This is a genomic window from Brevibacterium jeotgali (assembly GCF_900169175.1).
Classification (GTDB): domain Bacteria; phylum Actinomycetota; class Actinomycetes; order Actinomycetales; family Brevibacteriaceae; genus Brevibacterium; species Brevibacterium jeotgali.
The window spans coordinates 158,724-185,140 of record NZ_FXZM01000008.1 but is presented as its reverse complement, the minus strand read 5'-3'; the positions used below and the strand labels follow the sequence as shown (position 1 = coordinate 185,140).

The following is a 26,417-nucleotide window of genomic DNA, read 5'->3' as shown; positions in this document are numbered from 1 at the left end:
TGTTGCTGTCCTCGAGATTCTTCAGGGTGTCGAGGAAGCCGGCTTCGCCCATGTCCATCACGTGGTTGTTGGCGTAGGTGACAGCGGTGATGCCGTGCTTGCGCAGATGGGCTGTGCCGAGGGTCGGATCGTCGTAGTGGAGGTAGGGCCGCTTGCCCTGGAGGGGGGAGTCCCTGCGGTCGGTCAGGACTGTCTCGAGATTCGCGACGACGAGGTCTGAGCTGTCGAGGAGTCCTCGGAGCCGTCCGAACGGCGCCTCATAGAGATCCTCTGCCTGCACGCCGTGATGGTCGACGTAACTCTGCCCGAACCCGGTGTCGCCTACAAGGAGGATGTTCGCTTCGTCTGCCGGTTCGGACGGCTGCCAAGAGGGGACCTGGGGACCCGGGATTGCTGCGTTCGTGGTCATCCACCGCTCCTGTCGCACCGCATAGACTCACGTGAGCTTACCGCTGTCTAGTCGACCATGTGTCGGAGCGGGCATGAATCGCACGTGCCCGCTGCGCGCACGCGGTCCTCGTGATGGGGGTAGGACCTCCAGTAGTCCGACGACAGCAACGAGGAACTGAGCTGAATGTCCAGCAGTCAGAACAGCCACGACCAGAGCACACCGGTGGATTCGACCGCGCACACGGAGACGAGTTCCGACGTCGTCCGCCTCGGCAAGCACCTCAAGCCCCACTGGGTCTGGGCGATCGCACTGGGCTCAGCGATCGGATGGGGTGCTTTCATCCTGCCGGCCGACTGGATGCGTGACGGTGGCGGCCCCCTCGCGGCGATGCTGGGGCTGGCGATCGGGGGCGTTCTCATGATCGTCATCGGCGCCTCCTACGGGTACCTGGCCCGCGTCTTCCCCGTGTCTGGCGGCGCCTTCGCCTACACGCTCGTCGGATTCGGTCGCACCCACGCATTCGTCTGCGCGTGGTTCATGACGCTGGGCTACACCTCGATCGTCGCCCTCAACGCGTCGGCGCTCGCTCTGCTCGGCAAGCACACGGTGCCGCAGATCATCGAGGTCGGCCACCTCTACACCGTCGCCGGGTGGGACGTCTATCTGGGCGAGATCGCGGTGGCGACCCTCGCACTCGTGCTCTTCGCCGTCGTGAACGCGCGAGGAGCGAGCCTGTCCGGGGGCGTCCAGTTCATCTTCTGCCTGGTCATGATCCTTGCGGTCCTCGCGCTGGTCATCGGAGTGATCGCGTCGCCCGCCGGCAGCTTCTCGAACGTCACGCCGCTCACCGATGGACGCGTCAATCCCGTCGTGGGCGTCACGGTGATCGTCGCGATCGCGCCGTGGGCGTACATCGGCTTCGACAATATCCCGCAGGCTGCGGAGGAGTTCGCCTTCCCCGCGCGGAAGGCGTTCCGTCTCATCGTGTGGTCGCTCATCGCCGCGGCCGCCCTGTACTGCGTGATGATCCTCGTCACAGCCTCCGCAGCGCCGTGGCAGGACATGATGGGAGAGGATCGCGTCTGGGCCACTGCGGACGCGGTCACGTCCTCGATGGGCGGGGTGGGCCTCGCCCTCCTCGTGATCGCGGCCGTCATGGGGATCGTGACCGGGCTCAACGGCTTCTACGTCGCCGGGTCGCGGGTGCTCCTCGCGCTGGGGCGGGCGCAGATGATCCCCCGGGTCTTCCAGCGCGTGCACCCGCGCTTCGGCACGCCGCACGCCGGCCTGCTGTTCGTCATGGTGGCTGCACTGGCCGCGCCCTGGTTCGGACGGACCGCGCTGAGTTGGATCGTCGACATGGCATCGATCGGCTTCACGTTCGCGTTCCTCTACACCAGTGCGTGTGCCTTCCGGTTGCTGCGCTGGAGTGGTTCGGCGGATCGATCGGCACTTCCCGGATCCGCGTCGACGTGGCGGAAGCTGGCGTCCGCCGCGGGCGTCCTCATCGCGGTCGCGTTCATCCTTCTCCTCCTGGTACCGGGGTCGCCCGCGCAGCTGTCGGTCCCGTCGTTCATGGCGATGGGCGTCTGGATCGTCATCGGCGCGGTCTTCTTCGCCGTGAGGAGGAGCCACAGCCGCACGCTGACGGATGAACAGGTGGACCAAGCGGTCCTGGGCGGTCCTCGTCCCGACTTCCTCGTCAGGAACGGGGCCGGCGCGCGGATGTGAGCGCCCAAGCCGCTCAGGGCCGTCAGGAGCTCGTGCGCAGGTGGAGCGCCACGACCCGGTCTGCGAGGTCCTCGCGCGCACCGCTCGTCTCGTCGCTGAAGTCCAGGAGGTCCGGATCCGCGCGGATGTGCAGGACGGCGTCCCCTTCGTCGGTCGAGGCAAGCACGACCTCGGCGAGGTCGAGGCCGGGCAGCGCCTCGACGGCTGCGCGGGCGATCCCGAGGACGTGCTCATCGGCGGTGACGCCTCCGTTCTCCTCCACGACCGCGAGCACTTCTCCGTGAGCGAGGAGGATGCGTCGTATGCGACCTGCGGGACCACGGGTCACCCGCATGCCGGGGAACGTCGCGGACGAGGTGGCCGCGTCCCAGGCCGCAGCGAACGCAGCGGGAGATGCGGGGTCGACGAGGAGCGGCCGGAGCGATCCGCCGTGCACCGCGACCTGCCCCCAGCGGGCGGCGTACGTGTGCGCACTCCCGCGGTCGGCGCGGGTGAAGCCGCGACCCGGGAAGACGGGGACGCCGACGCGGGTGAGCAGCTCATGTGCCGCGTTGGGATTCCGCAGGGCGAAGACGGCCGCGGGGGAGCTGCGATCGGTCAGTGCATTCCAGACCCCGTGGGTGCGGCTCCCTCGGTAGGCGAAGAACGCGTCCTCAGCGATCGGGTCGATGGTGAAGCCCCGCGAAGCGAAGGATCGTGCGAGCAGCGTGTGGCTCGTCGCATCGATGGCGGGGACCTGCGGGCCGGCCGGTCGTCGGGTCTCCGCGGAGGCGATGCGGGGGTGTGGAGGAGGCGATGCCAGTGCAGGACGATGGACGTCGAGGACAGCGTCTGCGATCGCGCCGGCGACATCGCGAGGGCGTCCGGCCTGCGCCCCTGCGTGGATGCCGAGCCCCGGGTTGGGATTGAGTTCGATCACGACGTGATCGCCTGCCGCGGCTGGCGACGCCAGATCCGTGCCGATGAGGTCGACACCGGCGACTCTCAGCCCTGGGACGGCCGCCACCGCACGTTCGGCGATGCGCAGATATGACGGGTCGATCGTGTCCGTCGCGTCGACGGCTTCCGCTCCGGTGCGCACGTTGCCGGTCACGTCGAGCTCGTACCGCCGGCCGCGCTCGAGGACGGACAGGGGAGTGAGACCGGCATCCGCCAGCAGACGCAGACGGTGCCGCGTCAATGCGATCGACTTCCCGTGCAGGAAGAAGCTCTCCTGTCGCCGCGCGTTCTTCGCGTTGACCAGTTCACGGATCGTGCGCTCGCCGTCGCCCGTCACGTGGGGCGGGATCCGGCGGGCCGCTGCGCGGGCACGCCCGTCGATGACGAGCACGCGAACCTCCTCGCCGGACCGGATCTCCTCGACGAGGACACCCGCGCGCGTCTCGTGCAGTGCGAGGTCCCACGCCTCCCGCAGACCGCCTGGGTCCGTGACCCCGACGGTCACTCCTCGGCCCTTGTCCCCGTCGACGGGCTTGACCACCACCGCGCCCAGTCGCTCGAGCAGCTCGAAGGCCTCCGTGGGATCAGCGGTGCGGTCGAAGGCCGTGCCCGCAGGAACGGCGACGTCCGTGCGCGCGAGCAGTGCGCGGGCGATGTCCTTCCGCTCCGCCGCGTGCACCGCGGGCATCCCGTTGAGGTGCGACCGCGCATCCTTCACCAGCAGCGGAGTGCCGTCCGGTGCCGACCCCACGAGGAAGTTCCGGTCTGTCCGCGTGACCAGTGCGCCGCGTATCCGCAGGGCGCGTTCGAGCAGGACGGTGGACACCGGGATCCGTGCGTCGGCGAGGAAGCTCTGCGGCGGGTCCTCCCACTGCGCGTGCACGGTGAGCGCGGTGTTCTGCTGCCGGCTCGTGGACACGTGCCCGTGCGGGTCGAGGCTGATTCGAAAGACAGCGGAGTCTGGACCGTCGACCGGCTCGACCGGCTCGACCGGCTCGACCGCCTCGAGGAACGCCACGGGGTCCGCGGCATCCGCGAGCAGACGGGTGTAGAGGACCGCGGGGTCGCTCACCGTCTGCGAGAGCGGCACGAGGCGCACCTCCGTCCCGTCGTCGACCAGTCGGGTGCGCAGCTCGAAGCCGTGGGTGCTCAGTCGTCCGTCGGTGATGTCGATGCGCAACTGATCCACGGGAGCCCCTCACACCCAGGTGGGGTTCCACATGCGCAGCTCCCACGCCTCGCGCGGGATGTACGTGCCGGTCCACACCGGCCAGAAGAATGCGCAGGCGAGCACCGCGAGCGCCAGGACGAGCCCCACCGCCAGGCGGCGGGTGCGCAGAGCCGTGGGGGCCTCGGCGGCGGTGGTGTCCCTCCGCGACCCACGTCCCCACAGCAGCCCCAGCGCGTAGGTCAGCGCCAGGACGGTGAAGGGGACCATGACGATCGTGTAGAACGTGAAGACCGTCCGCTCCTGGTACATGAACCAGGGACCCCACGTGGCGACGAGGGTGGCGAGCAGTGCGCCCGCTCGCCAGTCGCGTCGCATCACCCAGGCGAACACGAGCACCAGGACGGCGACGGGGGCCAGCCCCCAGATGACGGGATTGCCGACGGACGTGATCGCGGCAGAGCACTGCTCGACCGTGCACCCGTGCTCGCCGGGCCCGGCTGTCTGGTAGTAGAAGCTGGTGGGTCGCCACTGCACGATCCAGCCCCACGGATTCGACATGTACGTGTGCTCGGAGGACAGCCCCACGTGGAAGTCGTAGGCGGCCTGGTGGTACTTCGCCAGGCTGGGCAGCCACCCGGGCAGCACGTCCCACCAGCCGGAGTTCACCTCCGCCCAATCGCGGTAGTAGCCGCCGCGGGTGACGATCCAGCCGGCCCACGAGGCGACGTAGACGACGAACGCGACGGGCACCAGGGACATGAAGGCGGGGAACGCGTCCTTGAGCAGCGCCGCCCGCCACGGGTGGCGCACCCCCATGCGCCGGCGGTGACCCCAGTCCCACGCGACGGTGAGCAGCCCGAACACCGCGAGCGCGTAGAGGCCCGACCACTTCACGCCCATCGCGCAGCCCAGTGCGAGTCCCGCCGCCAGGCGGTAGGGCCGCATGCCCAGCGACGGTCCCCACGCGGACGGCGTGAACCATGCGGTCCGGGCGCCCAGATGCGCGCGGAGGGCGCCCGGGGGAGCACCGCCGCCCGCGGCCGCGAGCGCGCGGTCGATCCGTCTGCGCGTGCGGATGCGGTCCTCCACGAGCAGGCCGAACGCCACGAGCACGAAGAACATGAGGAAGATGTCCAGCAGCGACGTGCGCGAGTGCACGAGGTGCTCGCCATCCACCGCCAGCAGCAGCGACGCGATCGCCCCCAGCCACACGGAGCCGAACATCCGCCACGCGATGACGCCCACGACGAAGATCGACAGGGTGCCGATGAGCGCGGCAGCGAACCGCCAGCTGAAGCTGTCGTCCTGTCCGAAGAGCTCGATGCCCCACCCGATCAGCCACTTGCCCAGCGGCGGGTGGACGACGAAGTCGCCGCTCTCCAGCACCACCCAGGGGTCGCCGGCCTCGAAGGAGGCGTTGGCCTCCTCGGGCCATTCGCGCTCGTAGCCGAAGTTCGCGAGCGACCAGCCCTCCTTGACGTAGTACGTCTCGTCGAAGATCAGGGTGTTCGGATGTCCCAGGCGGAAGAAGCGCAGCATGCCGCCCACGGCCGCGATGAGAGCGGGGACCAGCCATCCGAGCACGGTCGGTGTGAGGTACTGCCGCACCGTGGGCGCTGTCGAGCGCGCGGGTGCTGACGAGTGCGCGGGCCGGCGGCGCGAGGTCGGGGTGGCGGTCACAGCCGCAAGTGTAACGGGACCGTCACCTCCTCTCGTTGTCCGGCGAACCGGGCACGGAGTAGCGTGATGGCGACGGATTCTTCAGGAGGCAGCGATGAGTGGCAGCGGTCAGAGCGGTTACGGACCGGGTTCCGGATCGTCCGCGGACTACGGGTACGGAAGCGATCCGTACGGGATGGGCCCCTCGAGCGTCCCGTCGACAGCAGGCCCCTATGGACACGCGGATTCCTCTGCCCAGCCCGATCCGTACGCGGCGCCCGGCGCACCGCAGACGATCGACCCCTACGCCGGCGCCTACCCGGGGCCGGTCGTCCACTCGCGGCCGACCAGTGCGATGGCGATCCTGTCCCTCGTGTTCTCCCTGGTCGGGCTCGTCACCTACGGCTTCACGAGCATCGTCGGCGTCATCCTGGGCCACGTGGCCCGCAGCCAGATCAAGCGGACCGGCGAACAGGGATCCGGCCTCGCACTCGCCGGCCTCATCGTCGGGTACTCGGTGATCGGGCTGGTGGTCGTGGGCGTCGCCATCTACTTCGTGCTGGTCGTCACCGCGCTCTCGCAGTCGATCGACACGATCTCGCAGGCTGCGTGAGTCGGCGGTGAACAGCACAGGCCGACTCGTGCTCGTCGGCACGCCCATCGGCAATCTGGGCGATGCGAGCCCCCGCATGCGCGAGGCGATCCTGGCCGCAGACCTCGTCGCCGCAGAGGACACCCGCCGCTTCCGCGCCCTCTGCGATCGCCTGGAGCTCCAGCCCGCAGCGAAGGTGCGCAGCGTCCACGACCACAACGAGGCCGACCGCGCCCGCGAGCTGGCCGATGCCGTCGCCGCCGGGCAGAACGTCGTCCTCCTGAGCGACGCCGGCATGCCCGCGGTGTCCGACCCGGGCTACCGGGTCGTGAAGGAGGTCGCCGGGAGGGGACTGTCCGTGACGTCGGTGCCCGGGGCCTCGGCGGCGGTGACGGCTCTGGCCGTGTCCGGACTGCCCAGCGACCGCTGGGCCTTCGAAGGCTTCCTGCCGCGCAAGCCCGGCGAGCGGAGGCGCCTGCTGAGACAGCTCGCGCCCGAACGCCGCACCCTCGTCTTCTACGAGAGCCCGCACCGGGTGGCGGACGCACTGACGGACATGGCCGCCGCGTGCGGAGCAGACCGTCCGGCCGTCGTCGCCCGTGAGCTCACGAAGCTCCACGAAGAGGTGCTGCGCGGCACGCTGAGCGAGCTCGCCCAGGCTGCGGCTGACGGCCTGCGGGGAGAGATCTGCATCGTGCTGGGTCCCGCTCCGGACCAGGAGGCGCCCGCGCCCGAGGCCGTCGTCGGCGAAGTCGCCCGCCTCACCTCCGACGGGGCCCGGGCGAAGGACGCGGCCGCCCAGGTCGCCGCGGCGCACGGGCTGCGGACGCGCGAGGTATACGAGGCCTACCTCCACGCGGAGTAGGGGCGCGGAGCAGGTGACCGGAGGAGGTGGCAGAAGGTCGCGCTGATGGTCGTAGACTGGCGATCTATGACCTTCTACATCACCACTGCGATCGCGTATCCCAACGGCACGCCCCACATCGGCCACGCTTACGAATACATCGCGGCGGACACGCTCGCGCGCTTCCACCGGCTGGACGGTGAGGACGTCTACTTCATGACCGGCACGGACGAGCACGGTCTCAAGATGCAGCAGACAGCGGAGAAGGAGGGCGTCACACCGCGGGAGCTGGCGGATCGGAACGCGGCCGCCTTCCAGCAGCTGCAGGACTTCCTCGGCTCCTCCTACGACCGCTTCATCCGCACGACCGACGACGACCACAAGGTGGCGTCGCAGGCGATCTGGACGCGCATGCAGGACGCGGGCGACATCTACCTCGACGCCTACTCCGGCTGGTACTCCGTCCGCGACGAGGCGTTCTACCAGCAGGACGAGACGGAGCTGGTCGACGGTGAGCGCCGCTCCGTCGCGACCGGAACCCCGGTGACGTGGACGGAGGAGGAGTCGTACTTCTTCCGCCTGTCCGCCTACCAGGACCGCCTGCTGGACCTGTATCGGGAGCACCCGGAGTTCGTCGGGCCGGACGTGCGCCGCAACGAGGTCGCCTCCTTCGTCGCCTCCGGGCTGAAGGACCTGTCGATCTCCCGGACCACGTTCGACTGGGGCATCCCCGTGCCCGGCGATGAGCGACACGTCATGTACGTGTGGGTCGACGCGCTCACGAACTACCTCACGGGTGCGGGCTTCCCCGACGTCGACTCGGAGCGGTTCCGCGATCTGTGGCCCGCGGACGTCCACATCATCGGCAAGGACATCTCACGCTTCCACGCCGTCTACTGGCCTGCGTTCCTCATGAGCGCGGGGATCGAGGTGCCGAAGCGCGTGCACGCGCACGGCTTCCTCTTCAACAAGGGCGAGAAGATGTCGAAGTCCGTCGGCAATGTCGTGGATCCCTACGACCTCGTGGATTCCTTCGGCCTCGACACGCTGCGCTACTTCGTGCTGCGCGAGATCTCCTACGGCCAGGACGGCTCGTACTCCGCGGACGGCATCATCACGCGGAAGAACACGGACCTGGCGAACGAGTACGGCAATCTCGCCCAGCGCTCCCTGTCCATGGTCGGGAAGAACCTGGACGGGCGCATGCCCGCACTGGTGGACCTCACCGCGGAGGACGAGGAGCTGCTGACGGCGGCCCGCGGACTCCTCCCTGTGGTGCGTGGGCACGTGCACCTGCAGAACCTCCACCTCTACCTGAGCGAGGCGTGGAAGGTGCTCTCCGCAGCGAACCGCTACATCAGCGCGCAGGAGCCGTGGAAGCTCAAGAAGACGGATCCGCAGCGGATGTCTGCGGTGCTCGCAGTCGTGCTCGAGGTGGTGCGGATCGTGAGCCTGCTGGTCCAGCCGGTCATGCCGGAATCCACCGGCCGCATCCTCGACATGCTCGGCGTCCCGGAGGACGCGCGGACATTCGCAGACCTCGAGACGCAGGTGGCGGCCGGCGCACAGCTGCCCGCACCCTCACCCGTGTTCCCCAAGCACGTGGAGCCCGTCGCGGAGGACGCCTGATGGCGGGCTCGCGCGCGGCAGGGGAGTACCCGCCGGTGCCGGATCCGCTGCCGCACCCGATCGTCGACACCCACACGCATCTCGACATCTGCACGGGTGCGCGCGGCCCGCTGCGCTCCGGTGAGCCGGAGCCCCAGCTGGAGCCGGGGGAGGACGAGGCCTTCCCTCCCGTCTCCTTCTTCCACGAGACGGCTCTAGCTGCGGGTGTGACCCGCATCGTGCAGATCGGCTGCGAGATGGGTGCGGCACGCTGGACCGCGGACCTCGTGGCCGCCGAGGCGGCGGCCGGCCGCGACTGGATGCTGGGCGGAGCCGCGATCCACCCGAACGAGGCACCGCGATCGGGTGCCGCCGGGATGCTGGACGAATCGCTCACGGAGATCGAGGAGCTGTGCCGCCGCGACCGCATGCGCGTGGTGGGGGAGACGGGCCTCGACTGGTTCCGCATCGACCAGGCGGAGGTGAACGGCGTCCGGGTGCCGGAGGACCGTGCCCGGCGGTTCCAGGAGGAGTCGTTCCGCGCACACATCGAGATCGCGAAGCGGCTCGACCTGGCTCTGGAGATCCACGACCGCGAGGCCCACGACGATGTCCTGCGCGTCCTGCGCGAGGTCGGTGCACCGGATCGGACCGTGTTCCACTGCTTCAGCGGTGATGCCGCGATGGCGGAGATCTGCGCATCGCGCGGCTACTACATGTCCTTCGCGGGGAACGTGACCTTCAAGAACGCGACGAGTCTTCGCGAAGCGGCGCAGCTGGTGCCGCAGGAGCTGCTGCTGACGGAGACCGATGCACCGTTCCTCACCCCTCACCCCCACCGCGGCAGGCCCGGCGGGCCGTATCTCACTGCGGTCACAGCGCGTCTCCTCGCAGAGGTCCGCGAGGAGGACCTCGCGCAGCTGTGCGAGGCCGTCGTGACCAACTCGGAGAACGTGTTCGGCCGCTGGGAGCTGTGATCGGCGGGGTCTGCAGACGGTCGCGTGTGAGCTCTGAGACGGGAATGTAACGGGGATTGCCACTGAGATAACGAACCGGTTACACTCATGCAGTCGTCGCATTCTCGATTTGATTGGAACACCTGTGTTCTCTGCTCTGCGCAACCGGAAGGTGCAGATCGCCGGCCAGACCGTCGTCATCACGGCACTGGTGGGCGGCACCGCCGCATTCGTCGGCCTCAACAAGCAGGTCGATCTCACCGTGGACGGTGAGACCCAGCAGGTCCGCACCTTCTCGGACTCAGTCTCCGACGTCCTCGAGTCGAACGACGTCGACGTCGCGCAGGACGACCAGGTGCAGCCGGGCGCGGATGCCGGCATCACGCGCGGGATGAACATCATCGTGAACACCTCCAAGGACATCGACCTCACCCTCGACGGTGTGACCTCGGAGGAGTCGACGATAGGCAACACGGTCGCAGAGGCGCTCGCGGAGCTCGGCGTCGATCCGGAGGGTGCAGAGGTCTCCACGGACCTCGATGCGACCCTGGCAGACGGAGAGAACTCCGAGTTCAGCGTCGTCACCCCCAAGACGATCACGGTCGTCGCAGACGGCGACCGCACCCCTGTCGATGTCACGGCCGCCACCGCACAGGACGTGCTGGACGAGGCCGACATCGAACTGGGCGACCAGGACACGGTCTCCACCCCGCTGTCCGCCCCCGTCTCCGACGGCGGCGTCATCGAAGTCCTCCGCACGTCCACGGACGAGAAGACGGAGACGGAGACCATCGAGAAGAAGGTCACGGAGAAGAACGACTCCTCCCTGCCCCGCGGCGAGAAGAAGGTCGAGACGGAGGGCAAGGACGGCAAGCGCGAGATCGTCTACGCCGTCACCACCGTCAACGGCGAAGAGGTCAAGCGGACGAAGAAGTCCGAAGAGGTCGTCGCCCAGGCGAAGGACGAGGTCGTGCTCATCGGCACGAAGGAGCCGGAGCCGGCTCCGGCCCCGGAGGACAACGGCGGCGATGATTCGGGCGACTCGGGCGATTCCGGTGACTCGGGCGATTCGGGTGGGTCCGGCCAGGAGGACAACGGCGACCGCAGCCCGATGTCGAAGTCGGAGATCCAGGCGATGCTGGGCGGTCCCGGCAGTCGCTGGTACAACATCGTCAAGTGCGAGTCGGAGTTCAACCCGCGGGCCGTCAACCAGCAGAACAACGCCCACTTCGGTCTCTTCCAGTTCAAGATCGCGTCCTGGCAGGGCGTGGGCGGATCGGGCAACCCGGCCGACGCCCACCCGCGTGAGCAGTTCAAGCGCGCGAAGATGCTGCAGCAGCAGTACGGCTGGGGTCAGTGGGCCTGCGCCTGAGCATGAGGGAAGCACCCTCCGCGTCCGGCGCGGAACACGACGTACAGCCCACGAGCGGCGGTGGCACAGCCACCGCCGCTCCGGCGGTTGGGGCGCCTTCAGCCGAGGCGCCTCTCACTCGTCGCGAGGCGCTGGCTCGCGAGCGTGCTGCGAAGGGCGGGGGAGCCGCTCCGGTCGCACCAGCGACCGTGGCTCCAGCGGCGGCTGCAGGGATCCTGCCCGGCGTCCCATCCGAGCGGCCTCGGGGCCGGACTGCCCAGATCGTCGGTCAGGCGGTCGTGATCTCCGCTCTCGTCGCAGGCACCGGCGCGTTCGTGGGCCTCAGCACGCCCGTCGACCTCACCGTCGACGGCGAGACGGTGATGGCTCGCACGTTCGGCGACACCGTGGCGGACGCGCTCGCGGCAGAGGGCGTGGAGGTGCGGGACGGCGACCTGGTCCAGCCCGGCGTCCATGCGGATCTCTCCCGCGGCATGGACATCGTCGTGAACACGGCGAAGAGCCTCGAGCTCTCACTCGACGGCCATGAGTCCACGGAGACGACCACAGCCCAGACCGTCGGGCAGGCCCTCGCGGAGCTCGGAGTCGATCCCGCAGGCGCGGAGATCTCGCGGGACCTCGACGCGCCGCTCGACCCGGAGGCGACCACCGGGGTCTCCGTCGTCACGCCCAAGACCCTCACCGTCCGCGCGGACGGCGAGACGATCCCCGTAGAGGCGACCGCGGCCTCGGTCGAAGAGGTCCTTGCCCGCGCGGGCATCGACGTGAGCGACACGGACCTCGTCACGGCGCCCCTGAGTGCCCCCGTCGTGTCGGGTCAGAGCATCGGCGTGATGCGCACGGCGACCACGACCGAGGAGGTCGAGGAGCCCATCGACGCGCCCGTCGAGGAGAAGAAGACGGACCGGCTGCTCGAGGGCCGGAAGAAGGTCGAGGAGGAGGGCCGGGACGGCACGCGGAAGGTCGTCTACGAAGTTGGTGCGATCGACGGCGAGGAGATCACCCGCGTCGAGCTGTCCGAAGAGGTCATCGACGAGCCGGTGACGAAGGTCGTGCTGATCGGCACGGGCGATCCGGAGGATCCGGACAGCTACGAGGTGCCGGCGGATGAGGGGGCGACGATGTCGACCGAGGACATCAAAGCGATGGTCGGTGGTCCCGGCAGCCCCTGGTACAAGATCGTGCAGTGCGAGTCCGAGTTCGACCCGAAGGCTGTGAATCGGCAGAACCACAAGTACTTCGGCCTCTTCCAGTTCGGAATCACCACGTGGCAGGGTGTGGGCGGCAGCGGCAATCCTGCCGATGCGAGCCCCCAGGAGCAGTTCATGCGCGCGAAGATGCTGCAGGAGCGCTACGGCTGGAGCCAGTGGGAGTGCGCCGGCATGGTCGGGGTCGGCTGAGGCCCGGCCTCCCCGCTCTCCTTCACCTCGTCGTCACGATCGCAGGTCCACCGCAAAGGGGGCGGGCCGCCCGGACTTCCGGGTGGCCCGCCCCCTTTCCGGCGGGTGGCTCACTGCGCACTGCGGTGCGCGTCAGCCGACGAGGTCAGGCTGGCGGCCCGTTCGAGTGGCCGGCCGATTCGGCGGCGTCAGGACCGTCGGCCGGCTTCCGCTCTTCGAGCCGGTTGAGGGCGCGGGCTGCGGCATCGCGACCGCCGATCCCGAACGCCAGGGCCGCGGCGAGTGCACCGCCGACGACGATCGACCCGAAGGCGAGCGTGATGATCGAATCCGCGATCCCCATGAACTGCAGGCCCATCGCGACGAAGAGCAGCAGCGTTCCGTATCGGATCATGGTGGCGGCCGGGCGTGAACCGACCATGCGCGCCAGGAGGTTCGCGATGAAGAACCCTGCCCCGATCACGGCGGCACCGAACAGCACCCGTCCGCCGAGTTCGAGGATCTCGTTCAGAAGGACCGTGATCTCGGGGAAGCCCAGCGTCCGTGCGGCCATGATCGCGAAGAAGAGCAGGATCGCGACCTGTGCGACCTTGGCCAGGATGCTCGACACGCTGGTCTGCGAAGGCTCCACGCCGAGCTGCGCGGCGAAGCGGTCGGTTCCCACGCCGTGCAGGATGTTCTCCAGCAGAGTCCCCGCGAACTTGGCGATGAGCGCGCCGATCCCCAAGAGGATCGCCGCCGCGAGGACGAGTGGGATCGCGGCGAGGATCATGTCGAGCATCGCGGTGGCGGGATCCGAGATCGCCGAGATCCCGAGGATCTGCAGTGCCGAGATGGACACGACGATGAGGATCAGTGCGAAGGCGGTCGTGGAGATCGCAGACGTGATGCGGGCATTCGTCTGCGCGGCCTCGGCCGCGCTGGGGGCGGAAGACGTGGTCTCGTCCTCGTCGCGGTCGGTGGGCTGAACGGGGGAGCTGCCGCCGGCCGTGCGCGCACGACCGACGAGTCCTGCGAAGTCGATCCGGCCGATCGTCGCGTCGAGCAGCTGCTTCACGATGCGTGCGAGGACGAACCCGATGAAGAAGACGAATCCGGCCCCGACGATGTTGGGGATGAAGCCCAGCGCGGTGCCCAGGAGATCCTGGACGGGCCGCAGGACCTGCTCGAGTGCGAAGACCTGCAGAATCGCGATGAGTGCGAACAGCCACACCAGCAGGGAGGCGATCTGGCCTATCGAATTGCCGAGCGATTCTCCGTTGCCGTCACTCCTCTGCAGGAGTGGAACTCTGGTGACCAGTTTCTTGAGCACCCATTTCACAGCCCAGGCCACGATCCACGCGACCAGTAGGATTGCAATGACTGCAATGGCCTTCTCCAGTAGTGCTGCCCAGTCGAATGATTGCAGGTCCATTGAGTCTCCTCAGGAAAGCTGACGTCGTCGGTGACGCATTCGGTGCGACGGCGGGATGATGACCGCCAGTTTTCACACTACCTGCTTCTATATCTGTCAGCGATACCTGCTCGGCAACAGGTCAGGGGCGGTGCGAGAAGCGGCTGGCACTCGGGTTGACCGAGTGCCAGCGCCTTACTAGAGTTCTGATTAGCACACGCACCACGTGAGTGCTAGAAGTGCGCAATCGGCATCGCAGCCCGGCACCCGCGACGACGGGCCGCGATACACGCCCCGCCCGGGGTGTGCAGTCCTGGCGCACGCAGTCACGACATACCTATTAAGGAGAGTGTCCGCACATGTCGGTCTCCATCAAGCCGCTCGAAGATCGCATCGTCGTCCGTCAGGTCGAAGCAGAGCAGACCACCGCTTCCGGTCTGGTCATCCCTGACACCGCCAAGGAGAAGCCCCAGGAGGGCGAGGTCGTGGCAGTGGGCCCCGGCCGCGTCGCTGACAACGGCTCGCGCGTCCCGCTGGACGTCAACGTGGGCGACAAGGTCGTCTACTCGAAGTACGGCGGCACGGAGCTCAAGTACAGCGGCGAAGAGTACCTCGTCCTGTCGGCTCGCGACGTCCTCGCAGTCATCTCCTGACTCCCTCGCGCGTTCTGAACGCGCATCGCAGCACATTCGCTGATACGTACTCACTCCAGAGGGAGGAAGAACTCAGATATGGCAAAGACCCTTCAGTTCGACGACGAGGCGCGCAAGGCCCTCGAACGCGGCGTGAACGTGCTGGCAGACACCGTGAAGGTGACGCTGGGACCCCGCGGCCGCAATGTCGTCCTCGACAAGGCGTGGGGCGCTCCGACCATCACGAACGACGGTGTGACCATCGCTCGTGAGGTCGAGCTCGACGACCCGTACGAGAACCTCGGCGCACAGCTCGCCAAGGAAGTCGCGACGAAGACGAACGACGTCGCAGGCGACGGCACCACCACCGCGACCGTGCTCGCACAGGCACTGGTCCACGAAGGCCTCCGCAATGTGGCGGCCGGAGCAGCGCCCAGCCAGCTCAAGGCGGGCATCGAGGCAGCAGTCGAGGCCGTCGAGGCCCGTCTGCGCGAGAACGCCCGTGAGGTCGACGGCTCCGCAGAGATCGCGCACGTCGCGGCCCTGTCGGCCCAGTCGCAGGAGATCGGCACGCTCATCGCCGACGCCTTCGACAAGGTCGGCAAGGACGGCGTCATCACGATCGACGAATCGCAGGCATCCTCCGTCGAACTCGAGTTCGCAGAGGGCATGCAGTTCGACAAGGGCTTCCTGTCCCCGTACTTCGTGACGGACGCGGATCGTCAGGAAGCAGTTCTGACCGATCCGTACATCCTCATCAACCAGGGCAAGATCTCGAACATCCAGGAGCTGCTCCCGGTGCTCGAGAAGGTGCAGCAGGCCGGCAAGCCGCTGTTCATCGTGGCCGAGGACATCGAGGGCGAGGCGCTGTCGACGCTGGTCGTCAACAAGATCCGCGGCATCATCAACGTCGCCGCGGTCAAGGCGCCCGGTTTCGGCGATCGTCGCAAGGCGATCCTGCAGGACCTCGCGACGCTCACCGGCGGCGAAGTGGTCACGCCCGACATGGGCATGAAGCTCGACCAGGTCACGCTCGACCAGCTGGGCTCGGCACGCACCGTCACCGTCACGAAGGACGCCACGACCGTCGTCGACGGCGCGGGCTCCGATGAGGACGTCGCCGGACGCGTCGCGCAGATCCGCTCCGAGGTGGAGAACACCGATTCGGACTGGGACCGCGAGAAGCTCCAGGAGCGTCTGGCAAAGCTGGCCGGCGGCGTGGCCGTCATCAAGGTCGGCGCAGCCACGGAGGTCGAGCTCAAGGAGCGCAAGCACCGTGTGGAGGACGCTGTGTCCGCCACGCGCGCTGCGATCGAAGAGGGCATCGTCCCCGGCGGCGGCTCCTCGCTCATCCACGCTGCGAAGGCGCTGGACGGCACGGACCTCGGGCTCACGGGCGACGCGGCCACCGGTGTGAACATCGTCCGCCGCGGCATCGTGCAGCCGCTGCGCTGGATCGCTGCGAACGCGGGCCAGGACGGGTTCGTCGTCGCGAACAAGGTCGCAGAGCTGGAGCCCGGCCAGGGCTACAACGCTTCGACCGGCGAGTACGGCGACCTCATCGCCGCAGGCATCATCGACCCGGTCAAGGTGACTCGCTCCGCACTGCGGAACGCAGCCTCGATCGCGGCCCTGGTGCTCACGACGGAGACGCTCGTCGTGGAGAAGCAGGAGGACGAGGAGGCCTGATCCTCTGACGTCCCCTTCGCTCACGCGAAGACCGAGGCCCCGATCGCCGCCCGGCGACCGGGGCCTCGGTGCATCCGGGTGCTCGCATCGGGAATATCTGGATCGCCCATACGTTGACTTGAGCGTACGTCACTCAATCTTTCGGGAGTTCTCTTGGCAACCTTCTTCGGATCATCCGGTGCGGGCGGCGATTCCTTCGAGGAGTTCCTCGCCCGTCTGCTGCAGAATCAGGGCCGCGCTCGTCGGCCCGTCGACATCACGCGCCTGCTCACGCGCCGCACGCACGAGCTGCTGGGCGCTGCGGGGACTTTCGCCGCAGAGCACGGTCATGCGGAGGTCGATGTCCTCCACCTGCTCCGCGTCATGATGGAGCACGATCAGATCAGCGCCCAGGTCGCAGCGACGGGCGCGGACCCGAAGGCGATCGCGCAGGCGGCGGAAGCCCGACTGCCCGAACGCGCCGAGTCCCGAGTGCCGGGGCAGGTGGCGCTCACGCAGGCGACCCAGAAGTCGCTGCTCGACGCCTACCAGGTGGCACGCGGCTTCGGCTCGACGTACATCGACCCGGAGCACGTGTTCCTCGCCTTCGTGCTGAATCAGGAATCATCCGTCGGTCAGCTGCTCGTGAGCGCGGGGGTCACCCCGCAGTCGCTGCAGCAGGCCGCAGCGCAGGCGGCCGAATCCGGTCAGGCCTTCGGCCAGTCCGAGGACGGCATGGACACGGAGTTCGGAGAGTCCGCCACCCCGATGCTCGACGCCTACGGCCACGACCTCACGGCCGAAGCCCGCGAAGACCGGTTGGACCCGGTCATCGGGCGGACCGAGGAGATCGCCGAGGCCATCGAGATCCTCGCTCGCCGGACGAAGAACAACCCGGTGCTGCTGGGCGAAGCGGGCGTCGGCAAGACCGCCGTCGTGGAAGGACTGGCGCGCGCGATCATCGCCGACGAGGTCCCCGCACTGCTGCGCGGCAAGCGCGTCATCTCCATCGACCTGGCGGCGATGCTCGCCGGCACCAAGTACCGCGGTGACTTCGAGGAGCGCCTCACGACGATGCTCGACGAGATCAGCGACGGCGAGGGCGAGTTCATCGTCTTCCTCGACGAGGTGCATACGGTGCTGGGCGCCGGTGGCGGCGGTGACTCCGGCGGCATGGACGCCGGGAACATCCTCAAGCCGCGCCTGGCCCGGGGCGAGTTGCGTCTCATCGGCGCGACGACGCTCGACGAGTTCCGCCGTGTGGAGAAGGATCCCGCGTTCGCGCGCCGCTTCCAGCCGGTGACGGTGGACGAGCCGTCGCGCGACGACGCGGTGACGATCCTCATGGGCCTCAAGGAGCGCTACGAGGAGCACCACCAGGTCCGGTACACGGATGAGGCGGTGCGCGCGGCCGTGGAGATGTCCTCCCGCTACATCACGGACCGACAGCTGCCGGACAAGGCGATCGACCTGCTCGACCAGGCCGGGGCCCGCGTGAGCCTCACCCGGGTGCCGACGATCGACATCGCCGCACTCAAGGAGAACGAGGACAAGCTCGAGAAGGAGAAGAGCGCAGCCGTCGCGGCGGAGCTCTTCGAGGACGCCGCCCGCCTGCGCGACGAGATCGTCGGTGTGCAGGAGCAGATCGCCGCGGCCTACCAGAAGCAGCCCGGGGCCGGGACCTCGGCGGGGGCGGCCGGTGACCGGACGTCGGACGAGGTCCTTCCCGTCGACGAGGAGCGCATCGCAGAGGTCGTCGCACGGGCGACGGGCGTCCCGGTCGCACGCCTCACCCAGAACGACCGCCAGCGGCTCGGGAGCCTGGAGACGGAGCTGCACGAGCAGGTCGTCGGCCAGGACGACGCGGTGGCCGCCGTCGCGCGGTCGGTGAGGCGCAGTCGCACGGGCATGAGCGACGCCAGCCGGCCGGTCGGGTCGTTCCTGTTCCTCGGACCCACGGGCGTGGGCAAGACGGAGCTCGCACGGGCGCTCGCGACGTCGCTGTTCGGCGACGAGGACGCGATGGTCCGCTTCGATATGAGCGAGTTCGGCGAGAAGCACACCGTGAGCCGCCTGGTCGGTGCTCCTCCCGGCTACGTCGGCTATGACGAGGCCGGTCAGCTCACCGAGCGAGTGCGGCGCCGTCCCTACTCCGTCGTGCTGCTGGACGAGGTCGAGAAGGCTCACCCGGACGTCTTCAACCTGCTGCTGCAGGTGCTGGACGACGGGCGCCTCACCGACGGTCAGGGGCGCACGGTCGACTTCCGGAACACGGTCATCATCATGACCTCGAACCTGGGATCGGAGTTCCTCACGAGCTCGATCGGCACCATCGGGTTCTCCGCCGGCGACGGGTCGGGGACCGGTGCGGATGCGGAGGTCCGCAGCAGGGTCATGGGCCGCCTGCGGGAGGTCATGCGTCCGGAGTTCCTCAACCGGATCGACGAGACCGTGCTGTTCCGCAAGCTCGATCGGGAGCAGCTGCGTACGATCGTCCGCCTGCAGCTCAAGGATTCGGAAGCACGTCTGGCCGCACAGGGCATCGCGCTCACGGTCGACGACGCGTCCGTGGACCTCATCGCGGACCGCGGATACGAACCCGAGTACGGAGCGCGTCCGCTGCGCCGCGTGATCCAGCGCGAACTGGATGATGCGATCGCGGACCTCCTCGTCGCCTCCGCCGTGCACGAGGGCGACCGTGTGAGGGTCACGGTGGAGGGCGATGCGCTCAGCGTGGTCCCCGTCGTGCCGGCCGGGCCTGCGCAGCCCGCCCTCACCACTGGCTGACGGACTCGGCGACGCCCGCAGCGAGAGACACCAGCTTTCATCAGACCGCAGAGGAAAGAAGTTCTGCGGTCTGATGAAAGCTGGTGTCTCTTCGTTTCAGACGTCAGCCGTTCGGAGTCGGTCGGCAGCGGTCCAGCTGTCAGCCGGCGACTGATGAGGGCGCCGATTCGACGCGCTGCGCCGCTGCGCCCTCTCCCGTGGCCGCGCCCTGCCCCGCAGCCGCGCCCCGTCCCACAGCTGCACCCCATCCCGCAGCCGCATCCTCACCGAATGCGCCCCGGTACTGCGCTGCCGGGTGCCGCTCCGGCAGGCGGTCGGTGCCGAAGATGCGTCCGCGCAGCGTCGTGGCCTCCCCGTACTCCGTCTTCGCGAGTCCACGCTCCTGCAGGGTGGGCAGCAGATCGTCGATGAACTCCTCGTAGCTGTCGGGCAGGCGCCAGTTGACGACGTTGATCCCGTCGACGCCCGCATCGCGCCACGTCTCGAGGGAATCCGCGATCTGATCGGGAGTGCCCACGACGGTGCGGCCGATCATCCGCTCCCGCGCCAGATCGCCCAGGACCGGCTCACGGCCCAGACCCGCGCGCAGCCACTCGACGTGGCCCCGGCCACCGTTGTTCGGGATCGCGGACAGGGGCGTGTCCGACGGCAGGCGGGAACCATCGGGTCGGATTCCCAGGGACGCGTGGGTGGTGTAGCCGGTGTCGGAGGCGTACTCGAGCAGCTCGGCCTCCTTCGCCTTCGCCTCGGCCTCCGTCGAACCGATGACGAAGCTCATGCCCGGGAAGAACCGGATGTCATCGGCACGGCGCCCTGCGGAGACCGCCTGCGCACGGGTCTTCGCGATGTGGTCGCGGGCGACCTCCGGATTCGGCGGCGCGATGAAGACGGCCTCCGCGTGGCGCGCCGCGAACGCGATGCCGCGCGGTGAGCCGCCGGCCTGGAACAGCAGCGGCGTGCGCTGGGGGCTGGGTGCCGGCAGATGCGGGCCCTCGACCCGGTAGCGCTCGCCGGAATGGAAGATCTTGTGGATCTTCGCGGGGTCGGCGTACCGGCCGCCCTCACGGTCGACCAGCACGGCGTCCTCGTCCCACGAGCCCTCCCACAGCTTGTAGGCGACGTCCACGTACTCCTCCGCCCACTCGTAGCGCGCGTCGTGCTCCACCAGTGCGGGCAGCCCGAAGTTGCGGGCAGCGTTCTCCTGGGTCGAGGTGACGATGTTCCACGCGGCCCGTCCCTTCGACAGGTGGTCGAGGGTCGAGATCTGACGGGCGAAGTTGAACGGGTGGTTCTGCATGACATTCGAGGTCGTGGCGAGCCCGATCCTCTCCGTCACCGCCGCGAGCGCACCCAGCAGGACGGTGGGGTCGTTGCTGGGGATCTGCAGGCCTTCGTGCACGTTGTCGGTGTACACGCCGTCGGCGGGCCCGTAGAGGCCGGACACGTCGGCGAAGAACATCGCGTCGAAGAGTCCGCGCTCCAGCGTGCGGGCGAGGTCGATCCACAGGTCGAGGCCCTCGAACTCGGTCTGCCGGGCGTCGGGGTGACGCCACTGTCCGTGCTGGATGTGCGATGGGGTGTTCATGAGGAATGCGTTGAAGAGGAGTGGTCGGGTCATGCTCAGGCCTCCGTGAGTGTGCCGGTGGGTGGGTGAGTGTGTGCTGGTGTACGTGCGGCCGTCGTGGACACGAGGCCCAGGGCACTGTCGACCAGGGTTCGTGTGTACGGGTGCTGGGGATCCTCGAAGATGGACTGCGGGTGCCCCTCTTCGACGACCGCGCCGTCCTTCATGACGAGGACGCGGTCGCTCAGGTGCGCGATGACTCCCAGATCGTGGGAGATGAAGAGGCAGCTGAGACCCCGCCGGGCACACAGGTCGTGGACCAGGTCGAGGATCTGGGCCTGGATGGAGACATCGAGGGCGGACACCGCCTCGTCGAGCACGAGCACGTCGGGCGACGCAGCCAGTGCGCGGGCGATCGCCACCCGCTGCCGCTGACCTCCTGACAGCGTTCGCGGATCCCGTTCGGCGATGGCGGGTGCGAGGCCCACCGACTCGAGCAGCTGCTCGACAGTGCTCTCTGCACCGGCGTCCGGCTGCGGGGTGCCCGACCGGTCGTCTGCGCGCGTCGCCGCGCGGATCGCATCGTCGAGTATGCGACGCACGGGCCACCGCGGGTCGAACGAGCTGAGCGGGTCCTGCCACACGACGGACAGTCGGTGCCGCAGCACCCGCCGTCGCGCCTCCGGTGCAGACGACCAGTTCTCTCCCAGCAGGCGGACGTGCCCGCCATCCAGGTCCTCGAGACCGAGCACGATCCGCCCGGTCGTCGACTTCCCCGACCCGGATTCGCCGACGATGCCCAGCACCTCGCTCCGGCCCAGCACGAAGGACACGTCGTCGACCGCGACCCGGCGTTCGCCGCCGGGCGGGCGGAAGGACTTGCGTGCGCCTCGCACCTCGAGCACCGACGCCGAGGCCCCTGCCGACTCGTGCGCGTCCGGCGCCGCCTCCCTCGGAACCTCGCCCCCGCCCTCGCCTGCAAGTCTCCGACCCCGCGTGTGCGGGCCGGGGACCGCCTGGATGAGAGCGCGGGTGTACGGGTGGCTGGGGGTGGAGAGGATCTGCTCGGGGGAGCCCTGCTCGACGACCTCGCCGGCGCGCATGACCAGCACCTCGTCGGCGAGCTCCGCGACGACCGCCAGGTCATGGCTGATGAGGATGAGCGACTGGCCGGCCGCGCGCCGCTGGGCCAGCAGCTCGAGGACCTGGGCCTGGACCGTGGCATCCAGAGCAGTCGTGGGCTCGTCGGCGATGAGGACCTCGGGGCCGGCTGCCAGGGCGGAGGCGATGAGGGCCCTCTGCCGCAGCCCTCCGGACAGCTGGGCGGGTCGTTCTCGGGCACGCAGCCGAGGTTCCGGCACACCCGCATCCGCGAGCAGGCGGTGGACCTCTTCCTTCCGGGCTCGACGGGAGAGCCCGGTGTGGACGCGCAGGGCCTCGTCGATCTCCGCACCGACGCGCCGCAGGGGATCGAGCGACACGAGCGCGTCCTGGAGCACGAACCCGATCCGGCCTCCGCGCACCCGTCGCCAATCGCGTGGGGTGAGGCGCAGCAGGTCGAGGGTGCCGGAGTCGGCGCCCAGGCCGCTCGTGCCCGGGTCGTCCGCACCCGGGTCGTCCGCACCCGGGACCGCAGACCGGCCCTCACCCAGCACCAGGCATTCTGCGGCCACCTGCGCGCCGGGACCGGTGAGGCCCACGAGGGTGCGGGCGGTCAGACTCTTTCCCGATCCGGATTCGCCGACCAGGGCGACGCAGCGGCCACGGTGCAGATCGAACGAGACGCCGCGGACCAGCGGTCCGTCCATGTGCTCGAATCCGATCGTGAGATCGCGGACGCTCAGCAGCGCAGCGGAAGGTGTGTGGGCCTCGAACCCGGTTCTGCGGGGACCCGTGGGGTCGGGGTGCGCACCGGTCGTGCTCCCGGCTGCGCCCACGGGGGCGAGGGCGCCATCGGTGGCCGATGCCTGTGTCGTGAGTGTCGTGGTCATGTCAGCGTCCTCCTTCGAGACGGTCGCGCAGGTGCGCTCCCACAGCGGTCGTGGAGAGTGAGAGTGCGACGATGACGAGCCCCGGGACGACGACCAGCCATCCGGCGGCCGTGAGGTATGTGCGGCCCGCGTCCAGCAGCGCGCCCCATTCGGGCGACGGCGGCGCGACGCCCAGCCCCAGGAACGCGAGGCTCGAGGCCCACACGATCGACTGGCCGATCGACATCGTGAAGACCCCCACCAGTGGTCGCAGAGCATTCGGCAGCACGTGCTGCATGAGGATCCGTGTGCGCGGGTGCCCCAGCACGGTCGCCGCCTCGACGTAGCCGGAGTCCGCCGCCGCGTGCAGCTGGGCGCGGATCATCCGGGCGTATCCCGGTGCGGAGCCGATCCCCACCGCGACTGCGAGCGTCGTGGGGCTCGGGCCGAACATCCCGACCACGAGCAGCGCGAGCAGCAGGGTGGGGAACGCGAAGAGGACCTCGATGATGCGGTCGACCACCACTGCGACTGCGTGCCCCGTCAGGGTGAGGGAGGCCAGCGCCAGTGCCAGGATGAGGCTGACGGCCGCCGCTCCCAGCCCCACTGCCAGCGAGTCCCGCGTCCCGTGCACCACGCGGGTGTAGAGGTCGCGGCCCAGTTCGTCGGTGCCGAACCAGTGCTGGAGGCTTGGGCCGCTCAGCGTCGCGGCGAGGTCGATCTCGCCCGGATCGCCGGGTGCCAGCACTCCGGGTGAGACGGCCGCGACGGCGAACACCGCGAGTCCCGCTCCTGCCACCCAGACGTGGGGCGGCAGAGCGGCGGCGGCGCGCCGTGCGCGTGAGGCGGACGCGGCCGAGCTCCCGGTCCGGTCGCTGCGTGCGATACCGGCGACGGCCTCGGCGTGTGCGGGTGGGGTGGTCATGCGTTCCTCCGGGGGTCGAGGGTGAGAGTGAGGGCATCGACGAGCAGGCCGGCGACGACGTAGACGGCTGCGATGAGGACGACGATCCCGGTGACGACGGGCAGGTCCTGCGATTCGATCGCGGCCACGAGCACACGGCCGATCCCGCTGCGGCTGAACACGCTCTCCACCACCACCGCGCCGGACACCGTCGCGCCCAGGGCCCAGCCGGTCAGCTGCAGCGGTGAGCGCAGCGAGTGCTTGAGTGCGTGGCGCAGGCGGACGCCGGTGTCGGACAGGCCGCGGATCCGTGCGCTCAGTACGAACGGCTGCGCGAGTGCTCGTTCGAAGTCCGTGCGCGCGGCCTGGCCCAGGAATCCGGCGAGCGGGATCGCCAGCGTCAGCACCGGGAGCACGAGGCCGACGGCCCCGCGGCCCACGACCGGGAACAGGTCCAGCTGCATCGCGAGGCTCAGCAGGAGGAGCACGCCCAGCCAGTAGTGGGGGAGGCTGGCGGCGGCGATCTCCAGGGAGGAGCCGACGCCGCGCAGCCAGGGGGCCCGCCCCGCGGTGAGCGTCGTCCACACGATCATGAGGATCCACGCGACCGCGATCGCAGAGACGCTCAGCACCGTCGTGGGTGCGAGCTGCTCGGCGATGACGTCCCACACCGGCCTGTGCTGCTGATAGGAGGTGCCGAGGTCGCCGCGCAGCAGTCCGCCCAGGTAGTCGACGTACTGGGCGAGGACCGGCTGGTCGAAGCCGTACTCGGCGGCGACGGGTGCGGTCTCTTCGGCGGTCCGCTCCTGGAACTGGCCGGAGCGCAGGTTGAGGATCGTCGTCGCGCGATCCCCGGGCTGGGCGACCTGCGCGAGGAACGCTGCGGTTGCGGCGCCCCACAGGACCACCAGCGCACCGATGATCCGCACGGTGGCGGTGCGGGCGACGGTCGCCCCGCGGGTCCGGTCGGTGCCGGGCCGGGACGCGTCGGACGGCTGATGCGTGACTGCGGCCTCGGGCGCGGTGGGGTGCGTGTATGCGGTGTCAGTCCTCGAGGTATGCGTCATGGAAGACCGGTCCTCCCTGCGAGTTCTCCTGACGGAGGCCGTGGAGCCGGGGGCTCGCGGCGAGCGTGCTGAGGCGGTCGTAGACGCCGATCGACAGTGCTTCGTCGGCGATGAACTCCTGGGCCTGCCGGTAGAGGGCGTTCTGTGCGTCGGGGTCGGTGGTCGAGTTCGCGGTGCGGATGAGGTCCTCCAGGTCGTCGTCGAAGAAGAAGGCGGAGTTCGACGCGTTCGGCTCTCCGCCGACCTCCTGCTGCCAGATGACGTGCAGGATCCCCGCGTTGATCGAGGTCCAGTAGCCGATCGACAGGTCATACTCGTCCTGCCCGGTGTAGGCCCCGGCAGCGGCTTCGGACGGTGGGAAGGGGATGAGGGTGACCTCGAATCCGATGGCCTCGGCCTGCTGCTGGAGTCCCTGGATGATCGCGGCGCCGTCCTGGTTGATCGTGCGGCCCCCGGCGTAGGGGAACTCGACGTCCAGCCGCTCGCCGTCCTTGAGCCGCGTGCCGTCCGTCGCGCGCTGCGTCCATCCGGCCTCGTCGAGGAGGCGGTTCGCCTCGTCGGGGTCGAACGAGTAGCGGTCGGCGGCGGTCTGGCTGTATCCGTCGGTCGCTTTGCCGACGGGCCCGTTGCCCTCGTAGGGGATGACGCCCTTGCCGACGGATTCGACGACGGCCTCGCGGTCGAGGCTGAGCGCGAAGGCCTGCCTGACCCGCCGATCGTCGAACGGTGCGCGCGTCGTGTTGAAGCTGATCTGCTGCGGGCGGCCCGGGGTGTTGTAGAGGTGCGTCTCGTAGCCCTCGTCCTGCAGCTTCGTCCATTCGAACGCCTGGACGTCGTAGATCGCGTCGAGTTCTCCGGCGCGCAGGGCGGCCGTGCGGGCAGTGGGGTCGGCCAGGAAGCGCCAATCGATCCGCTGCGCCCTCGCGGGTCCCTGTGACGCGGCGGTGGCAGGCGCCCAGTCGTAGTCGTCGCGGCGGTCGAGGAGGATGTTCGTCCCGCGGTTCCATTCCGTGACGGTGAAGGGACCGGAACCGATCGGAGCGGAGCAGTTCTCCTCCGCAGAACGGGTGGCGAGCGCGGTGGGCGACTGGATGCCGAAGTACGGCTGCGTGAGGTTCTCCGCCAGGAGCGGGTACGGATCGGCGAGTGCGATCTCCACGGTGTGGTCGTCGACCGCGGTGGCGTCCTGGACATAGCCCTCCAGCCAGACCCGGGCGGTGCTGTTGCCGCCCTCCAGCCAGTAGTCGATGTTGTCCACGATCGCCTGGGCGTCGACGGGTGTGCCGTCGGAGAACGTCGGCTCCTCGCGCAGGTGGAACGTCCAGGTGAGGTCGTCGTCGGACACGTCCCAGTCGGTGGCGAGCCATGGCTCGACCGTGCCGTCGTCGCCCAGGGACACGAGCGCGTCGAGTACCTGGTGCGAGAGGTAGCCCTGCTCGATCCAGCCGCCGTGGACGCAGGGCGGCTCCTGCTGGTGGCCGTACGTGATGACCTCCGCGGGGGCGGCTGCGTCCGCTGAGGAGGTGGAGGTGACGGAGGCGTGGTGCCCTCCGCACGCTGTGAGGGCGAGAACGGAGGCTGCGGCGGTGACCGCGAGTGCGTATGGACGGTGCGAGCGTAGCCGGTGCGGCGGCGAGTCGGTCATGTTGTGCGGTTCTCCCTGTGCGTCAGTGCGATGACCGTCACAGTAGGGAAAGCAGTGCCCTCACCGGCATCGATGCCGTCATGACATGACGCGCACAGTCATGTGGGCCAGAAGATCCGCGTGT

19 protein-coding genes are annotated in these 26,417 nt (G+C 69.1%); 10 read left to right on the top strand and 9 right to left on the bottom strand.

The features are described 5' to 3' along the window. Positions 1–409: CapA family protein (locus tag BJEO58_RS09675; protein ID WP_180951900.1), on the bottom strand; the 409-nt coding region annotated here is incomplete at its 3' end. 165 nt (positions 410–574) lie between these two features. On the opposite strand from BJEO58_RS09675, the gene BJEO58_RS09670 reads away from it, so the two are divergent. After that, positions 575–2,122, top strand: coding sequence for an APC family permease (locus BJEO58_RS09670; RefSeq protein ID WP_101589265.1), 1,548 nt, complete (start codon positions 575–577; stop codon positions 2,120–2,122). Between the two features lie 22 nt (positions 2,123–2,144). On the opposite strand, the gene BJEO58_RS09665 is transcribed toward BJEO58_RS09670, so the two are convergent. Beyond that, entirely contained in the window at positions 2,145–4,250 is a 2,106-nt protein-coding gene (locus BJEO58_RS09665) for a hypothetical protein (protein ID WP_101589264.1), read from the bottom strand. A 9-nt stretch (positions 4,251–4,259) separates the two neighbouring features. Beyond that, a complete protein-coding gene (locus BJEO58_RS09660) occupies positions 4,260–5,912 on the bottom strand; it encodes a dolichyl-phosphate-mannose--protein mannosyltransferase (RefSeq protein WP_101589263.1) in 1,653 nt (550 codons plus the stop codon). A 94-nt stretch (positions 5,913–6,006) separates the two neighbouring features. Between BJEO58_RS09660 and BJEO58_RS15225 the strand changes: the two genes are divergently transcribed. The 6 genes from BJEO58_RS15225 to BJEO58_RS09630 all read left to right on the top strand — a co-directional run bounded on the left by BJEO58_RS15225 (position 6,007) and on the right by BJEO58_RS09630 (position 12,663). Further along, complete coding sequence (locus BJEO58_RS15225) at positions 6,007–6,504, top strand: DUF4190 domain-containing protein (protein ID WP_101589262.1); 498 nt, start codon at positions 6,007–6,009, stop codon at positions 6,502–6,504. Positions 6,505–6,511: 7 nt separating this feature from the next. After that, positions 6,512–7,348, top strand: coding sequence for a 16S rRNA (cytidine(1402)-2'-O)-methyltransferase (gene rsmI, locus BJEO58_RS09650; protein WP_101589261.1), 837 nt, complete (start codon positions 6,512–6,514; stop codon positions 7,346–7,348). Between the two features lie 66 nt (positions 7,349–7,414). Beyond that, complete coding sequence (gene metG, locus BJEO58_RS09645; RefSeq protein ID WP_101589260.1) at positions 7,415–8,956, top strand: methionine--tRNA ligase; 1,542 nt, start codon at positions 7,415–7,417, stop codon at positions 8,954–8,956. After that, positions 8,956–9,912: a TatD family hydrolase gene (locus BJEO58_RS09640; RefSeq protein ID WP_101589259.1), complete on the top strand. Its 957-nt coding sequence runs from the start codon at positions 8,956–8,958 to the stop codon at positions 9,910–9,912. The genes metG and BJEO58_RS09640 overlap by 1 nt, the downstream gene beginning before the upstream one ends. Before the next feature lie 109 nt (positions 9,913–10,021). Next, positions 10,022–11,263, top strand: a complete 1,242-nt coding sequence (locus BJEO58_RS09635; RefSeq protein ID WP_246076145.1) for a resuscitation-promoting factor — start codon at positions 10,022–10,024, stop codon at positions 11,261–11,263. A gap of 278 nt (positions 11,264–11,541) precedes the next feature. Beyond that, complete coding sequence (locus BJEO58_RS09630; RefSeq protein WP_246076146.1) at positions 11,542–12,663, top strand: resuscitation-promoting factor; 1,122 nt, start codon at positions 11,542–11,544, stop codon at positions 12,661–12,663. A 145-nt stretch (positions 12,664–12,808) separates the two neighbouring features. On the opposite strand, the gene BJEO58_RS09625 is transcribed toward BJEO58_RS09630, so the two are convergent. Further along, positions 12,809–14,077 carry a mechanosensitive ion channel gene (locus BJEO58_RS09625; RefSeq protein ID WP_101589257.1) on the bottom strand — a complete coding sequence of 423 codons (1,269 nt, stop codon included), beginning with the start codon at positions 14,075–14,077 and terminating at the stop codon, positions 12,809–12,811. A gap of 338 nt (positions 14,078–14,415) precedes the next feature. On the opposite strand from BJEO58_RS09625, the gene groES reads away from it, so the two are divergent. From groES to BJEO58_RS09610, 3 genes are all read left to right on the top strand, one after another. Continuing rightward, a complete protein-coding gene (gene groES, locus BJEO58_RS09620) occupies positions 14,416–14,709 on the top strand; it encodes a co-chaperone GroES (RefSeq protein WP_101589256.1) in 294 nt (97 codons plus the stop codon). 78 nt (positions 14,710–14,787) lie between these two features. Continuing rightward, a complete protein-coding gene (gene groL / locus BJEO58_RS09615; protein ID WP_101589255.1) occupies positions 14,788–16,377 on the top strand; it encodes a chaperonin GroEL in 1,590 nt (529 codons plus the stop codon). A 153-nt stretch (positions 16,378–16,530) separates the two neighbouring features. Continuing rightward, positions 16,531–19,143, top strand: coding sequence for an ATP-dependent Clp protease ATP-binding subunit (locus tag BJEO58_RS09610; RefSeq protein ID WP_101589254.1), 2,613 nt, complete (start codon positions 16,531–16,533; stop codon positions 19,141–19,143). Between the two features lie 139 nt (positions 19,144–19,282). Here BJEO58_RS09610 and BJEO58_RS09605 read toward each other — a convergent pair whose 3' ends face one another. From BJEO58_RS09605 to BJEO58_RS09585, 5 genes are read right to left on the bottom strand one after another with little or no spacing between them, the layout of a single operon-like run. After that, on the bottom strand, positions 19,283–20,761 hold the full coding sequence (locus BJEO58_RS09605; RefSeq protein ID WP_180951899.1) for an LLM class flavin-dependent oxidoreductase: 1,479 nt from the start codon (positions 20,759–20,761) through the stop codon (positions 19,283–19,285). Positions 20,762–20,763: 2 nt separating this feature from the next. After that, positions 20,764–22,698, bottom strand: coding sequence for a dipeptide ABC transporter ATP-binding protein (locus BJEO58_RS09600; protein WP_101589253.1), 1,935 nt, complete (start codon positions 22,696–22,698; stop codon positions 20,764–20,766). Position 22,699: 1 nt separating this feature from the next. After that, positions 22,700–23,602, bottom strand: coding sequence for an ABC transporter permease (locus tag BJEO58_RS09595; RefSeq protein WP_101589252.1), 903 nt, complete (start codon positions 23,600–23,602; stop codon positions 22,700–22,702). Next, on the bottom strand, positions 23,599–24,648 hold the full coding sequence (locus BJEO58_RS09590; protein WP_101589251.1) for an ABC transporter permease: 1,050 nt from the start codon (positions 24,646–24,648) through the stop codon (positions 23,599–23,601). Before BJEO58_RS09590 ends, BJEO58_RS09595 begins: the two co-directional genes overlap by 4 nt. Then, positions 24,626–26,293: an ABC transporter substrate-binding protein gene (locus BJEO58_RS09585; RefSeq protein ID WP_101589250.1), complete on the bottom strand. Its 1,668-nt coding sequence runs from the start codon at positions 26,291–26,293 to the stop codon at positions 24,626–24,628. Before BJEO58_RS09585 ends, BJEO58_RS09590 begins: the two co-directional genes overlap by 23 nt. Positions 26,294–26,417 lie beyond the last annotated feature (124 nt).